This window comes from Dyadobacter chenwenxiniae (assembly GCF_022869785.1).
GTDB lineage: Bacteria > Bacteroidota > Bacteroidia > Cytophagales > Spirosomataceae > Dyadobacter > Dyadobacter chenwenxiniae.
In genome coordinates, this window is record NZ_CP094997.1 from 466,200 (window position 1) to 479,998 (window position 13,799).

At 45.6% G+C, this 13,799-nt stretch carries 15 protein-coding genes; 7 read left to right on the plus strand and 8 right to left on the minus strand.

Translation table 11 applies throughout. The features are described 5' to 3' along the window. The first annotated feature begins 6 nt into the window (after positions 1 to 6). Genes MUK70_RS01855 through MUK70_RS01865 form a run of 3 tightly spaced genes read left to right on the plus strand, consistent with a single transcriptional unit; the run spans position 7 to position 2,947 of the window. Entirely contained in the window at positions 7 to 1,014 is a 1,008-nt protein-coding gene (locus MUK70_RS01855; protein ID WP_234655618.1) for a 2-dehydro-3-deoxygalactonokinase, read from the plus strand. Further along, positions 1,011 to 1,649: a bifunctional 4-hydroxy-2-oxoglutarate aldolase/2-dehydro-3-deoxy-phosphogluconate aldolase gene (locus tag MUK70_RS01860; protein ID WP_234655617.1), complete on the plus strand. Its 639-nt coding sequence runs from the start codon at positions 1,011 to 1,013 to the stop codon at positions 1,647 to 1,649. Before MUK70_RS01855 ends, MUK70_RS01860 begins: the two co-directional genes overlap by 4 nt. Next, a complete protein-coding gene (locus MUK70_RS01865; protein ID WP_234655616.1) occupies positions 1,649 to 2,947 on the plus strand; it encodes an MFS transporter in 1,299 nt (432 codons plus the stop codon). Before MUK70_RS01860 ends, MUK70_RS01865 begins: the two co-directional genes overlap by 1 nt. A 56-nt stretch (positions 2,948 to 3,003) precedes the next feature. Here the strand turns inward: MUK70_RS01865 and MUK70_RS01870 are convergent, their stop codons facing one another. Continuing rightward, entirely contained in the window at positions 3,004 to 3,234 is a 231-nt protein-coding gene (locus MUK70_RS01870) for a DUF433 domain-containing protein (RefSeq protein ID WP_234601996.1), read from the minus strand. A 139-nt stretch (positions 3,235 to 3,373) separates the two neighbouring features. Then, on the minus strand, positions 3,374 to 3,736 hold the full coding sequence (locus tag MUK70_RS01875; RefSeq protein ID WP_234655615.1) for a hypothetical protein: 363 nt from the start codon (positions 3,734 to 3,736) through the stop codon (positions 3,374 to 3,376). 125 nt (positions 3,737 to 3,861) lie between these two features. On the opposite strand from MUK70_RS01875, the gene MUK70_RS01880 reads away from it, so the two are divergent. After that, on the plus strand, positions 3,862 to 4,314 hold the full coding sequence (locus MUK70_RS01880) for a GNAT family N-acetyltransferase (protein WP_234655614.1): 453 nt from the start codon (positions 3,862 to 3,864) through the stop codon (positions 4,312 to 4,314). A 9-nt stretch (positions 4,315 to 4,323) separates the two neighbouring features. On the opposite strand, the gene MUK70_RS01885 is transcribed toward MUK70_RS01880, so the two are convergent. Next, the gene (locus MUK70_RS01885; protein WP_234655613.1) at positions 4,324 to 4,635 is read right to left on the minus strand and encodes a helix-turn-helix domain-containing protein; all 312 of its coding nucleotides are present in this window, start codon (positions 4,633 to 4,635) and stop codon (positions 4,324 to 4,326) included. Beyond that, the gene (locus MUK70_RS01890; RefSeq protein ID WP_234655612.1) at positions 4,632 to 4,991 is read right to left on the minus strand and encodes a type II toxin-antitoxin system RelE/ParE family toxin; all 360 of its coding nucleotides are present in this window, start codon (positions 4,989 to 4,991) and stop codon (positions 4,632 to 4,634) included. Before MUK70_RS01890 ends, MUK70_RS01885 begins: the two co-directional genes overlap by 4 nt. Positions 4,992 to 5,347: 356 nt before the next feature. On the opposite strand from MUK70_RS01890, the gene MUK70_RS01895 reads away from it, so the two are divergent. The 3 genes from MUK70_RS01895 (at position 5,348) to MUK70_RS01905 (ending at position 7,687) form a co-directional block, all read left to right on the plus strand. Beyond that, entirely contained in the window at positions 5,348 to 5,590 is a 243-nt protein-coding gene (locus tag MUK70_RS01895; RefSeq protein WP_234655611.1) for a hypothetical protein, read from the plus strand. 279 nt (positions 5,591 to 5,869) lie between these two features. Further along, positions 5,870 to 7,183: a Fic family protein gene (locus tag MUK70_RS01900; RefSeq protein ID WP_234655610.1), complete on the plus strand. Its 1,314-nt coding sequence runs from the start codon at positions 5,870 to 5,872 to the stop codon at positions 7,181 to 7,183. Positions 7,184 to 7,234: 51 nt separating this feature from the next. Continuing rightward, the gene (locus MUK70_RS01905) at positions 7,235 to 7,687 is read left to right on the plus strand and encodes a DUF1569 domain-containing protein (protein ID WP_234655609.1); all 453 of its coding nucleotides are present in this window, start codon (positions 7,235 to 7,237) and stop codon (positions 7,685 to 7,687) included. 10 nt (positions 7,688 to 7,697) lie between these two features. On the opposite strand, the gene MUK70_RS01910 is transcribed toward MUK70_RS01905, so the two are convergent. The 4 genes from MUK70_RS01910 to MUK70_RS01925 form a co-directional block, all read right to left on the minus strand. Next, positions 7,698 to 8,546: a hypothetical protein gene (locus MUK70_RS01910; RefSeq protein ID WP_234655608.1), complete on the minus strand. Its 849-nt coding sequence runs from the start codon at positions 8,544 to 8,546 to the stop codon at positions 7,698 to 7,700. Between the two features lies 1 nt (position 8,547). After that, the gene (locus tag MUK70_RS01915; protein ID WP_234655607.1) at positions 8,548 to 9,948 is read right to left on the minus strand and encodes a hypothetical protein; all 1,401 of its coding nucleotides are present in this window, start codon (positions 9,946 to 9,948) and stop codon (positions 8,548 to 8,550) included. Positions 9,949 to 10,140: 192 nt separating this feature from the next. Continuing rightward, the gene (locus MUK70_RS01920; protein WP_234655606.1) at positions 10,141 to 12,792 is read right to left on the minus strand and encodes a DUF7133 domain-containing protein; all 2,652 of its coding nucleotides are present in this window, start codon (positions 12,790 to 12,792) and stop codon (positions 10,141 to 10,143) included. Between the two features lie 107 nt (positions 12,793 to 12,899). Further along, positions 12,900 to 13,793, minus strand: coding sequence for a LysR family transcriptional regulator (locus MUK70_RS01925; protein ID WP_234655605.1), 894 nt, complete (start codon positions 13,791 to 13,793; stop codon positions 12,900 to 12,902). Positions 13,794 to 13,799: the final 6 nt, after the last annotated feature.

Below are 13,799 nucleotides of genomic sequence, written 5' to 3' on the forward strand. Positions count from 1 at the left end.
CAAAAAATGAACAAACACCTTCTCTGCTGCGACTGGGGAACGACGTCTTTCCGGCTACAATTAATCAGCCGGGAGGACCATAAAATAATAGCCGAACTCACCTCCCAAAACGGAATCGGCCAAACTTATGACCTATGGAAACAAAGCGAGTCAAGCCAAATCGAACGCGCAGCATTCTTCAAACAACAATTAAGAAATCAAACAGAGACGTTATCGGCCAAAGTCGGCCTTAATTTGGATAACATTACAATCCTAATATCCGGCATGGCCTCGTCCTCTATCGGCATGCAGGAAATTCCTTATGCACAGCTCCCGTTTGGTTTGGATGGGGGGGATGTTTTAGTCAAATATCATGAAGCAGATCAGGTTTTGTCCAATGACATAATGTTGTTTTCAGGCGTCAGAAGCAGTCGGGATGTGATGCGGGGTGAGGAGACGCAGTTGATTGGGTTGGCGGAAATGGTTGATCTTTCGGGTGTTAAGGATGCGATTTTTGTGCTTCCCGGGACGCATTCCAAGCATTTATATGTCAGAAACGGCGTGTTGGTTGATTTTAAAACTTATATGACGGGCGAGGTTTTTAATGTGATGGCCAATCATAGCATTTTAAAAGACTCATTAACAGTGGGTTCGAATGAGCAGATCAGTGCTTTGGAATGGGCGGCTTTTGAAGTAGGAATTAAAGAATCGGAGCATGCCGAGATTTTAAATGCATTATTTACAGTAAGGACGAGGCAACTTTTTGATTTATTTAATAAAAAACAAAATGCAATGTATTTGAGCGGTGTACTAATTGGCTCGGAACTGCGGCAATTAAAGCGTGAAGCAAACTGGCAGCTCGTTCTTTGCAGCGGCCAGAATCTGCATGCACTATATAAGAAAGCTATCGAAACGCTGCAACTTGGCGAGCGCGCCATCATTGTGCCGCCCGACATGGTGGACAATGCAGCCACGGCCGGACAGATCAAAATATTCGAATTTCAGAACTTACTATTGAACAAAATAAACTTATGAGTGAGCGTACATTTTCCTGGGAACTGTTTAACAAAGCGCCTCTGGTGGGCATTATCCGCAATATTTCACCTGACGACGTGAGAAAAATCCTGCCTATTTACCGCCAGGCAGGACTGACAACCATTGAAATCACTATGAACACGCCCGGCGCTGCGGAAATGATCCGGCTCGCATTGGAAACAGAGGGAGAAGGGCTGAATATCGGTGCAGGAACCGTTTGCACGAAAGATGATCTGGAAATAGCATTGGAAGCTGGTGCTCAGTTTATTGTCACGCCGATCATCAATAAAAAAGTGATCAAATCGTGCGTAAAAAAGAAGGTGCCTATTTTTCCCGGCGCATTCACCCCAACCGAGATTTATAATGCGTGGACGCTAGGCGCGACCATGGTAAAAATCTATCCCGCAACCTCGCTCGGTCCGGAATATATTAAAGATCTCAAAGCGCCAATGAACCAGCTCAAACTGCTTCCAACCGGCGGCGTTGGCTTGGAAAATATGGCGGCATTTCTGAAAGCCGGAGCCAATGGCCTCGGGGTAGGAGGGCAATTATTTGACAAAAAATTAATTCAAGATCAGGATTGGGATGGCTTGAAAGCACATTTCCTTCAATTCAAAAGCAAACTCGCTTTGTAATGCTGAACAAAACCAAGAATTACCGCTGGCTCATCGTCGTGCTGCTTTTCACCGCTACGACTATCAATTATCTCGATCGGCAGATCATTGGTTTGCTCAAACCCATTCTTGAAAAAGAATTTGCGTGGACAGAAACGGATTTTGCGCGAATCGTGATGGCTTTCACGGCTGCTTATGCAGTGGGATTGTTACTGTTTGGCTGGCTGATTGATAAGATCGGGACAAAAATGGGTTATTCAATCACGATTGTTTTTTGGAGCATTGCCGGGATGTTGCACGCCGTTGCCGGGAGCGCATTCGGTTTTGGATTAGCGCGGGTGGGGCTTGGTTTGGGTGAGGCAGGGAATTATCCGGCGGCCGTTAAGACGGTTGCAGAATGGTTTCCCAAGAAAGAGCGTGCTTTGGCGACAGGTCTTTTTAATGCCGGAACCAGCGTAGGCGTGGTGGTGGCATTGATGCTTGTGCCTTGGATATTAAGTCATTACGGCTGGCAGGAAGTGTTCTGGATTACAGGGGCGCTAGGTTTCGTGTGGCTGGTTTTCTGGCTGATTTACTACGACATTCCTGCCCAGCAAAAGCGCCTCAGCGCCGCAGAATTGCAATACATTGTGAGTGGTCAGGATCAGGATGAACTTGACACCAAGAAACAGCCCGTGCAATGGATCAAACTTTTCACATTTCCGCAAACCTGGGCATACATTACGGGAAAGGGCCTTATTGACCCCATTTACTGGTTTTTCCTCTTCTGGTTACCATCCTATTTTGCATCAACATTTAGCCTGGATCTCAAAAAAATAAGCCCGGAATTAATGCTGATTTATACCGCAACCACGATCGGCAGCATTGCCGGAGGCTATTTATCTTCCTGGCTCATCAAGAAGGGCTGGCCTACATTGAAAGCTCGAAAGGCCGTTTTACTCGCCTTCGCCGTCCTGGAATTATCTGTGATTCTGATTCAATTTGCAGACGACGTCTGGATCGCCGTTGGCTTAATCAGCTTCGCCGTAGCGCTTCACCAAGCCTGGGCAACGAACGTTTTCACCTTACCATCCGACCTTTTTCCGAAACAAGCCGTAAGCTCAGTGGTCGGCATCGGCGGTATGGCCGGGGCAGTTGGGGGGATCTTATTTCCAATCCTGATCGGGAATTTATTGGATAGTTACAAAGCCGCCGGGAATTTGGAAGGAGGCTACAACATTATCTTCACCATATGCGGCTGCACTTATCTGATCGCCTGGCTCATCATTCATTTGCTGACGAGGACTGCGAAGGTTGTGGAGTTGGACGAGTTGCGGTGATGGGGCAACCATGCTCTGGGCTAAAATCCTGACGAAGCTTACGCGGCAAACTCTCGTCAAGCAAAATTTTCATGTAATACTTTTTCAGTAGTCAATGTCTTTTTTGCCATTTCAAGGACGGTTAATGCGGCATCTTTTGTTACTGAAGGGAAATCATCGAGAAATTCTGCAAGCGTTTCCCCACCCTCGATGTAATCAAAAAGGTTTTTAATTGGAACGCGCGTTCCAGCAAAAACTGGTGCTCCACTCATAATTTCCGGGTCGATACTTACCTGTCCGAATTGCATGGCCTTAATCATTGGTTCATTCGAATATACAAAAATTTACTGAATGCAGTGAGCGCTATTGCCCATCAAGGCGGCGAAGCTGATCTTTGAGCCGCTGCGAAGGTTGTGGAGTTGGACGAGTTGCGGTGATGATAATGGTCTATTTCTTTCTGATTGTGGTTATACTCATCCGCTCAATTTGGTACATCATAGTTTGAAACTCACGGCAAGGCGTAAGTAAATCGCCTGTTAGTACATAATCCCGTGATGTAGTTTTCGGACTTTTTGCCAATGTGGTATCCGCATCGCAAGCCACAGCAAAAACGCGACTTGTTGTATCCGCAGTTTCAAAAATCACATAATTGCCGCTGCCAACGTGGCTGGCATCCACATTCTCAAAATGCTTGTAAGGAGCACCGTTGCATCCGCAATTTATACCCGGCTCGGGATCTTTTTTGCATGAGATTGTGATAGCAAGAAAAAGCAAAAAAGTTATGGAAAGACCTGATCGCAATAGTCTCATGATCGAAAGGTTAAAGTTCAACAAGTTACAAATTGAAAGACAAAATCCCAGGCTAATGGTTGTAAATTGGGAACCTCAAAATCGAAGTCTGGGTTAACATTTTGACATCAGTTCCAATTCATTCCATGATCCAACTTGTAAGAACCAACTCCGAACATCTTGATTTCATTGCGCTGATAAAATCTCTGGACGCTTATTTAGCGGTAACCGATGGCGATGAGCATGCTTTTTATAATCAATACAACAAAGTCGATATGATTAAACATGTCGTTTTGGCTTATGAAAATGACGGTGCAATCGGCTGCGGGGCTATCAAAGCTTTTGGAGACGATGCGATGGAAGTGAAGCGGATGTTTGTTGCCGAAGCCGGCAGAAATAAGGGCGTGGCGACAACATTGTTGAAAGAGCTGGAAAGTTGGGCCGCAGAGCTCGGTTTTAAACGCTGCGTGCTCGAAACCGGCAAACGCCAGGCAGAAGCGATTGCGCTTTATAAAAAGAATGATTACCAGGTGATTGAAAATTACGGCCAGTATATCGGGGTGGCGAACAGTGTTTGTTTTGAGAAGATGCTTGCTTAGGGCGGAATATTATTGTTCCGCAAAATTGATGTTGGCAAGCTCAATGTGTAATTTAACCTGAGCTTTCAAAGCTGCAAAAACCCGCATAAGTGTGTCGAGCGTAACGTTCCCGGCGTTGTTTTCCAATCTGGAAATCTGCGCTTTTTGAACGCCGATCAGCTTTCCAAGTTCTTCCTGGGTAAGATGCCGCTCCAGACGCGTTTGCTTTATGGCTTGTCCGACTAAGTCCATTTGCAGTTCGTACTCAAATTTATCACGGCCAGGCGTTCCTACTTTGCCAATGATATCGTCCTGAACCTCATCGAGTGAGTAAGTCTTCATTTTGTTTTTGTGTTTGGATTGTTCTTTTCTCGAAAGTACTGAACGCGGATTTGCTTAGCTCTTTCAATTTCATTATCCGGAATCTTGCTTTGCTTTTTGATAAATCCATGTGTTGAAATTACCAGTGTTTCTTTTGGATTTGATTTATCCCAAAATGCAAGAAGTCGATATTGTAATCCTTGGTAAAGTGTTCTGAATTCCCAAATCTCGTAGTTTAGCTTTTTCAGCAAATCTTGATCAAGTGATATTTGTGCTTTCCTGATATTATAAAGTATCTTTTCCGAATGCTTGTGGTCAAGACTTCTTAAAAAAGCATATGCGTCTTCGAGAATAACAATGTCAAAGAGTTTGTTCATATTGATAGTGTGTATGCTTCACAAAGCTAACAATAGTTTCCTTTCAATGAAACTATTGCGAGACTCTTTTTTAGATATAGCTTTTATTGCATTGGCCTTGGAATTGTAAATGCTATAATGCTGCTTTTTGCCTTTCTCAAAATTCCTCCTACCTTTAAAGCGTCCAATTATTATCACAAGGCGTGAGAGTGCCGACATTTCATTGCTGGCATTGCTTGTGCTCCGACTCATTGCGTATACCAATGAACGGTGTCGTTACTGCCGTAATGGTTTGAACACCATTGCCTTGTGATAGGTTGGACAACGGTAAGTGCGGCACCGTTTTTTGTTGCACAAAACGTCCAATTATCACTATTATGTCAAGCACACAACAACAACAACAAGCGCAACCTGCGCTGACAGCAGAAGAAATTTTACAACATTTTCTGGATTACGAAAACGACCCGATCGAAATCGAGCGGCTGCACAATGATATGCTCCTGCACTATCTGCGCTCCACAGACGAGTGGAATCTAAGCAGGCATCTGGCAGTCAAGGCCATTGATCAATGCGAGACGGTGACGATGTTGCTGAGGCATATTGGTGCCTGGAAGCGTTGAGGACCTCGTTGCATCCCGCCGGGATTGCACATTCGGCATGATTTACATCTTTGCTACCAATATTTTTTGTTATCCTTGAAAGCCAACTTTGCGTCAACGCCAAATCGCGGAGCGATGCAATATCGGTAGCAATGTTATTATGCCAACATTAGGCAAATCCCGGAGGGATGTAACAACATGCCTGGATCGCTTCTGCCGACCCAAAACGAGACGTAAAAAATCCCTGTAATCTGTCACTTTATAAATCGTATTAAATAGCTTTACAAAAAGAATTGATCAATGGAGCCAGTTGAACGCGCTGTTATTCTTAAAGAGGAACTGGATGCTCTCCGGCCCATTAGCAAGGAGCAGGAATTAAGAATTATGCAAAAGTTCCGGCTTGACTGGAATTACCATTCCAATCGGATTGAAGGGAATTCGTTGACATATGGTGAGACTAAGGCATTGATTCTGTTCGGGTTAACTGCCCAAGGCAAACCCCTGAAAGACCACATTGAAATTGAAGGGCATAATAAGGCTATTGAATGGATTTTAGATATTGTTAAAGGCGATTATCCGCTTACAGAGTCCTTTATTCGTGAAATTCATACACTTTTACTTAAAGAGTCTTATACAGTTGACGCAATTACTGCGGAAGGATTGCCAACCAAAAAGCGGGTAGAGATTGGTAAGTATAAAAATCAGCCTAATCATGTTTTGACAAATACCGGAGAAATTTTCAGGTTTGCTGCGCCAGAGGAAACTCCTGCGATGATGGGTGAACTTGTTGACTGGTATCGTCAGAGAATGAATTCTACAAGCGTTAATCCGATCTTATTGGCGGCTGAATTTCACTATAAATTTATTCGTATTCATCCGTTTGATGACGGCAATGGAAGGACTGCCCGGATTCTGATGAATTTCATTTTAATGCAATTCAATTACCCGCCAGTCATCATAAAGACAGAGGAAAAACAGCAATATTTTGCGGCGCTACGGCAAGCTGACAGTGGAATATTTGAGCCGTTTTTAAACTTCATAGCTGCTAACCTTGTGCAATCATTGGATTTAATGATCAGGGGAGCAAAAGGTGAAAATATTGAAGATCCTGGTGACTTCGATAAAGAACTGGCCCTTTTGGAGAAACGATTACTTAGCAAAAAGCCGAGAATTGAGAAAAACAGTGAATTAATTCTTAAATTATACGATAACTCAATCCAACCTTTGTTCAATGCGTTTTTCGAGCAGTCTAGGAAATTTGAAAAGTTTTACAACACACTAGATTATTCTTTTGTTGCGAACAACTATTCTTCTGATGATATGCCCGACGCTATAAGCGAGTATAGGCAGAAAGTTAACGAAAGAACGTCTTTCCTGACAATTGTTTTTCTATTCAAGCATTTCAAGTATACTCATGATAAAAATTTCGACTTTCACTCTTCTGTAAGTGTTTTGATGGCTGAGAACACCTTTACTGTGACCAGCACAGCTAACATTTATAAAATCGAAAAGACTTACCATGATATGCTGAGCAGTTCGGAAATTGGTGAGATAATCGGCTCTGAATTGAAAAGGCACAAGGATTATATTGAAAGCCATACTGACGTTTCATAATCACAGCCTGAAAATTATCGCCTCAATCCCATAGCATAACATACAATTAATATGGAAAACATCTTCGAACCAGCAGTAGCGGCGAAAGTCATTGACAGGATCAATAACCTTACGCCGGAAACCCGGCCCGAATGGGGCAAGATGGAGGTCTCGCAAATGATGGCGCATTGCAATGTGGCCTATGAAATGGCATTTGAGAATAAGCATCCTAAGCCCAACGCGCTCATGCGATGGTTTATCCAGATGATGGCGAAAAGCACGGTTTGTGGTGATAAACCTTACAAGAAAAGCCAGCAAACGGCTCCCGCGTTTCTCATTAAAGACAAAAAGGACTTTGAAACAGAAAAGAGCAGGCTAATCGGCTATATAAGAAAGTCGGAACAACTGGGCTCCGGCTATTTTGAAGGCAAAGAATCATTGTCTTTTGGCAAACTAAGCAGTGAGGAGTGGAACACAATGTTTTACAAACATTTGAATCATCACCTGACTCAGTTTGGTGTTTAAGTTGTCTGTATTAATACGAAAAGTCCATGGTGTAGGCAGCGAAACCCTGAGCTTTGGATTCCACTTTGACTTTACTTGGATAACCGTTTGCGGCGTATTCATACTTGTATTCAATGGTATAAACGGGGCCGTTTGCATCCATAACGGTTTCTTTCACAATGTTATTCGGACTCAGTGAGTGCATGGCTAATTGTCCATTGCGGTCAATTCCGAGTTTGAAAAACGGGTTTGGGTGGCTGTCGTATTCATACACAACACGACTGGCAAGGGCAGGTTGGGCTGCATATACGACTGAACTAGCGATAACATTATGCTGCGCATTTCTTGTATATGTGATCGTGAAATCTTCGGTTGTATTGGTTCGCTCTGTGAATTCCTGACGTTTGATATAACCTTGTTTATCAAGAATATATGTCCTGTAAAAATTTTCCAAAAAGATCAAATTCTCCTCCGTGACAGTTCTCAATGTGTCACTAACGGGCGCATCGAAACGAATCGAATAGGAAGGTTTGAAAACATCCGAGACATACTGGGATTCAGCAATCCATTGCGCAGCTTCGACATCGTAGGATTTCAGAATGCCCCCGGCTCTTTTGAAGCTTCCGGTTTGATAATGTCCTGGAACATCAAACAATAGATATTTCTTTTGTTCACGGAGCAGATCGCCTTCATACATGTATTCTGCAAACAGTTTCCCATTGTAAAGCAATTTTTTGAGTTTGACATCAACCGGCGTCGCTCCAAAAGGCGCCTGTTGTTTCGCCAGAATGGCCGGGTCCGGATGGGGAGCCGGCTGATTTTTGTCATCATTACAGGATGCCAAAACAAGCAAAAAAACGAGCGGCAGAAGTTTTTTCATATTAGCGATTCGATCGTGGTTCAGTTGGACGGCCTCTTTCGGAGGGGCGCGACGAAGCAGGTGTGGATGGCCTGTTGGTCGGCCTTTCAACAGCAGGGCGGGATGATGGTTGGGTTGGTACAGGTCTTTCACGACCTGGGCCTGGGGTCACTGGACGGGTGACAGGTCGTTCACGATCCGGGTTTGGATTGATCGGACGTGTTGTTGCTGGTCGCTGTGGGTTGGGATTTGGATTGTCGGGCCGCGTTGTTGCGGGCCGTTCACGACTTGGATTCGGTGTTACAGGACGTGTGGTTGCGGGGCGCTCAATTGGCGTTGTTACCGGCCTGCCCGTTCCTGGGCGTCCGGTTTCCGGCCGTTCTGTTCCTGGCCTTTCCCCTCCCGGTCGCGAAGAGCCGTTTCCACCACCTGGCCTTGTCACTGGCCGCGACACATCAGGATTTGCGCCGGGCCTTCCTGTGGATGGCCGACTCGTTCCCGGCCTGCTTACAACCGGCCGGCCCGTCCTGTCGAATGATGGTAACCTGTCTTTTGCAGAAGGCGCCGTTGGGTTTCTTTTTACAAAAACCGCGGAACCTTGTCTGGCCGACGAAGGCTTTGAATATGTTTTCCTGTAATCGCCCCGGCTGGACCTGCGGGTAACGGTCACGGAACGCGATCTGTAACCGCCGCCGTAATAATGAGTTTGCCAGGCAGGGTTCCGGTAGGCATTCCAGCGGCGGAAATGACCGTTGTAATAATCGTGGTAATGATAGTGATAACCGTAATAATAATGCCAGTAATTCGGCCTCCATGGCCGCCAGTAAGTCGGATAATAGCGCCAGCGCCAGGGCGACCGCCAAACGACGTAATCGGGAACATAAATGTATTGAACTACCGGCCAGGAGGAAATGACATAAGTTGTATTGTTCCGAACCGTTGGTCGCTCCCGATCGGCTGAGTAGCCCGGGTTTGGCGTTTCGCGGCCATTATCTTCGGAAAGGGAATTAGGCTCAATAATATAATCCTTTCCATACAAATCCTCGTCACCCACGAGCTGGATCAAAACCTGTCCGTCGTCCTTCTTTTCCACAAAAATCACGGCAACATCCTGCTCTTCATCCTGGCCCAATGCCACTTTCAGCGAAATGGTGTGCAGTTTTCGGTCTACGTTGTCAAAAACCCGGATGTAGTCTATCTGGTTATCCCCATCAAGATCGAGGTTGTTGATCTGCGTTTCTTCATCATTGAGTTTGCGTTCGAAACCTTCCAGCGTCTCCGACTCCTGGAAAAGCTTCATAACAGCATAGAGGTTCAGATTATCGCCAGGCAAGTCCAGCTTTTCCTCTTCTGCCTGCGCTTTGGATTTTGTATTGCCAAATAACAGTAACGCAATGATTATCAGCCAAATGTTGTTTTTCATAAACTGAAATATTTACACCAATGTATATAAATACTTTGTTAAAAAAAATCCTCGCCTGTTGGAGCAGCGCGAGGATTGAGATCATTGATAAACGTTGAGAGAAAGGGCTTGCGGGAAGTTTGTTACTTCTTTTTTACTTAAACTACTTTTCCAAATCCCGAACAGGCCATCCAACTCTTTTATTTTTGAATGTTACTTTCTCTGCTGCGACAGGAATGTGATCAGAGAAGCAAATTCTTCGTATGAAAGCTCGTTGGCAAGTCCGGGCGGCATCATGGATGACTCCATTTCTTTGCGAGAAATTATGTCGGATGTTTTTATGGTTGTAACCTGGCCAGCAATATCGCGAATAACCAATTTATCAGCAGATTCCTCAGAAACAAACCCCATATACGTTTTGTCGCCTTTTGCCGTAATGAGCACTGAGGCAAATCCTTGTGAAATGGATGCATTAGGCTTCAATATCGATTCGGCGATCTGTTCGCGGTTCATAATAGAACCAATCTGGCCCATAAACGGCCCTTTCATCACTTCACCTTTGCTCAGGCTGTGGCATGCCACGCATCCCTGCTTGGTGAAAAGCTGTTTTCCCAAAGCGGGATTCCCTTCTATTTTAGCTATTGCCAGCATCACATCTTCAATCGACGACTCACCAACCTGACCCTTTTTGTTGCGGATTTTATCCAAGTCAACCTTAACTTCCTCTTTTGCCACAACCACTTCTTCACCACCAAATTCGGTAATGCCCAGGCGCAGGCGTCCGTTCAAATCAGCATAAAGCTGCTTTCCATTCTCATCCGCTTTGTTCCATTGCTGCATCAGAAAGTCTTTGATGGCATCCGACGATTCCCATGTAACAGACTTATAGTAAGGGCCCTGCGTATCAGGACGTGTGCTCCACCACCATGAGCCATCATAAGGCGCTTCTTTTTTATAAAGTCGTGAGAGCGTGGTTAAGATCTGGTTTTTCGACGCATCATCTTTGGCCAGTCCATATACTGCTATGAGCGCTGAAACTGCTTTGGGATCGTGCATATAACGCAGCGCCCACAGTGCGAGCGTGGCATTTTCCGTGTTGATTGCCTTCACGCAGGCATCCACCGCATTGAGCGCAACAAGTGCTCTCACGGCCACATGCGGAAGGATAATGGGTGAATTTGGTGTGGCGTGAGGACCTTCCGTTCCCTTTGCTGGTGAAACAAATGAGGCAGGAACCTTCACTTTCAACAACGCATCAGCAACCTCAGGATGGCCAAGTCTTCCCAAACCCACTGTCGCAGCGAGCTGAACGCGGGGTGTTCCGTCTTGTAAACCCTTTAAAAATGGCTCAACCGGAACATTTGAGTTGCTTTTTAGGCGATCGGCTAATGCACGCAATGCGAATTCCCGCACAGCATTATCCTCTGTCAACTTTACAAGATTATCATTACCCGAAGCACCAGCTGCCTGCGCATATGTGTATATGCCTGCAACGCGCGCGTAAAGCGGAAGCTGCTTGTTTTCAGCGATTTTCCAAGAAGCTTTCGTTACATCTTTGGTCTTGCGGGTCAATAGTTCCTGCTGTGCTGCCAGACGTTGAACAGCGCTGGCATTGGTCAGTAATGCGGCCAGATCTTTCACTGATGATTTTTTCAGGTCAACAAATGGCTTGTACTGCCAGGTTTTGGGCACCGCACGCACTACGAAACCTTTACCCGGATTGCCCGAGTAACCGGCTCCATCCCAGGCAGATAGGTAAACGCTTCCCGATGCATCGATATCAATGTCTGTGATTTGCGCTAATTTGATAAACTCTTCTTCCTTTTGGGTGAAAGTCGGGCCATCGGGTGATACGCGGTGGATGTACAGCTGATTTCTGCCCCAATCTGCCATCATAGGCACCTGATTGTATTTTGCAGGCCAGTTAGGATCGTCCATAAACAATGAACCTGTTCCTGAGCCGCCACCGACATCGACTAATGCCGGGATAATTTCTTCTGTAAAATGTTTGAAAAGCACAGGATAACCATATTCCCCAGACTGGATCTGGTTACTGAAACGAATGTTCCAGCCGCCTCCGTCATTGGTGTTATCTCTGGTGAAAACGTTCATGTAAGGGTCAATCGCGACATCGTAAATGTTACGCATCCCGTGCGTGTAAACTTCCATTTCAGTTCCGTCAGGTCTAACCCGCACAATGCCTCCTCCTAGCTGGGTCAGTTTCTTGCCCGACCTGTCGATGGCGTCATGGAAACCAAAGTCACCGACTGCAATGTATATCCAGCCATCGATCCCCATTCTGATCCCGTTGGTAGAATGGTCTGTCCCACGGCTTTGCAGGAATTTGGGTGAGCTGATATTCTGGATCAATGGCGAAGGACCTCCGTCGGCCACACCATCCTGGTTTTTATCCTCAAAGACCACCAGGTCCATGCCCGAGGCTTTCTGTGTTTCTTTGGAAAAGGTGGTGTGCAACACAAAAACACGATCCCCCATGGCAATGATCCCACGCGGGTTATCCACTTCTGCAAATAGGGTGTTCTTATCTACTTTACCATCGTGATCAACATCGACTAATCGCACGATGCGGCCTTTACCAGGCGTTTTGCCCAGCGAACCGATCATATCAACACCTACAAAAACTTCCCCGCTGGCTGCCACAGCAAGGCAGGCAGGACTAGGCGTAAGATCCGACCCTGCGAAATGGGTGACATTAAGCTCATCAGGCCAGCTGGCTGCGTTGGGCAAGGAATCTGCTTTGACAAGGGAAGCGGCACTTTTGATGGGTTCGGAACGGTTGTTAACTGCATTATTCCAGTAAAGGAGCAGGAAAGCAGTTACAAGACTAAAAGTAATTTTTAACATAATTTATTTCAGGAAAACACACTATCTGGTGTCTGTATGGGAAAAAATGGACAAGAACTCAACTTAATAAAATAGGATAATTGGCATAACTACTCAAAATTCAGCATTCATTTGGCAACATAGCGGGAGAATTTCATAAACAGTTCAGGCAGCGCTTCGTGCTGCCCGTGGAGAATCGTGAAATAGAAATAGCGTTCGATGTTTAGCCCTTCCACATCCACAATGCGGCATTCTTTGCTTTGCAATTCCTTCAAAACGGCGTGAATGGAAAGCAGCGCCATTGCGTCGGAATGCAGCATATACAATTTCATGCTTTCGCTGCTGCCCAGTTGCATTTCAAGGTTCAGGTCTGCAATGCTGACGCCGATCATTTTTAAGGCGTGCGCAATCACTTCCAGTGTTCCCGAGCCGGGCTCTCGCATAAGCAGCGGGATTTCCTTTAATTTTTCTGCCGAAACCGCGCCTGTTGAAGCAGTTGGATTTTTGCTGCTGGCGACCAGAACGATTTCATCCTTCAAAAACTCAATGTATTTGATCGCAGCGTTCTTAGAAAAGCCTTCAATCACACCTAAGTCAATCTCCTTGTTTTGAAGCGCTTGTTCAATTTCCTCTGTGTTCTTGATGGTAAGCGTTACCTGAATGTTGTGAAACTTTCGGTGAAACGCAGCAAGGATCGGCGGCAGAATGTACTGTGCGGCCGTGGTGCTGGCGCCTAAGCGCAACTTTCCGCCCTGTCGCTGTGATAAATTGTTGATCTCGAACTCAATGTTGCGGTAGATCTCAAAAATTTGCTCGCTATGGTGCAAGAGGATTTCTCCCGCCTGCGTGAGCTTTACGCGCGAGCCATTTCTCTCAAATAGCTTGGTATTAAGCTGATTTTCGAGCTCATGAATGTGTTTTGTGACGGCAGGCTGGGTAATGTAAAGCTCCGCCGCAGCTTTGGTAAAGTTGAGCCGCCGGGCGACTGTGTTGAAAACCTGCAAACGAAAATCGAAGACCATGGTGCA

What these genes read in the sequence shown, in the direction of transcription:
- MUK70_RS01855 (WP_234655618.1), top strand. Translation starts at nt 7, where the DNA reads ATGAACAAACACCTTCTCTGCTGCGACTGGGGAACGACGTCTTTCCGG.
- MUK70_RS01860 (WP_234655617.1), top strand. Translation starts at nt 1,011, where the DNA reads ATGAGTGAGCGTACATTTTCCTGGGAACTGTTTAACAAAGCGCCTCTG.
- MUK70_RS01865 (WP_234655616.1), top strand. Translation starts at nt 1,649, where the DNA reads ATGCTGAACAAAACCAAGAATTACCGCTGGCTCATCGTCGTGCTGCTT.
- MUK70_RS01870 (WP_234601996.1), bottom strand. Translation starts at nt 3,234, where the DNA reads ATGCAATTCGGACAGGTAAGTATCGACCCGGAAATTATGAGTGGAGCA.
- MUK70_RS01875 (WP_234655615.1), bottom strand. Translation starts at nt 3,736, where the DNA reads ATGAGACTATTGCGATCAGGTCTTTCCATAACTTTTTTGCTTTTTCTT.
- MUK70_RS01880 (WP_234655614.1), top strand. Translation starts at nt 3,862, where the DNA reads ATGATCCAACTTGTAAGAACCAACTCCGAACATCTTGATTTCATTGCG.
- MUK70_RS01885 (WP_234655613.1), bottom strand. Translation starts at nt 4,635, where the DNA reads ATGAAGACTTACTCACTCGATGAGGTTCAGGACGATATCATTGGCAAA.
- MUK70_RS01890 (WP_234655612.1), bottom strand. Translation starts at nt 4,991, where the DNA reads ATGAACAAACTCTTTGACATTGTTATTCTCGAAGACGCATATGCTTTT.
- MUK70_RS01895 (WP_234655611.1), top strand. Translation starts at nt 5,348, where the DNA reads ATGTCAAGCACACAACAACAACAACAAGCGCAACCTGCGCTGACAGCA.
- MUK70_RS01900 (WP_234655610.1), top strand. Translation starts at nt 5,870, where the DNA reads ATGGAGCCAGTTGAACGCGCTGTTATTCTTAAAGAGGAACTGGATGCT.
- MUK70_RS01905 (WP_234655609.1), top strand. Translation starts at nt 7,235, where the DNA reads ATGGAAAACATCTTCGAACCAGCAGTAGCGGCGAAAGTCATTGACAGG.
- MUK70_RS01910 (WP_234655608.1), bottom strand. Translation starts at nt 8,546, where the DNA reads ATGAAAAAACTTCTGCCGCTCGTTTTTTTGCTTGTTTTGGCATCCTGT.
- MUK70_RS01915 (WP_234655607.1), bottom strand. Translation starts at nt 9,948, where the DNA reads ATGAAAAACAACATTTGGCTGATAATCATTGCGTTACTGTTATTTGGC.
- MUK70_RS01920 (WP_234655606.1), bottom strand. Translation starts at nt 12,792, where the DNA reads ATGTTAAAAATTACTTTTAGTCTTGTAACTGCTTTCCTGCTCCTTTAC.
- MUK70_RS01925 (WP_234655605.1), bottom strand. Translation starts at nt 13,793, where the DNA reads ATGGTCTTCGATTTTCGTTTGCAGGTTTTCAACACAGTCGCCCGGCGG.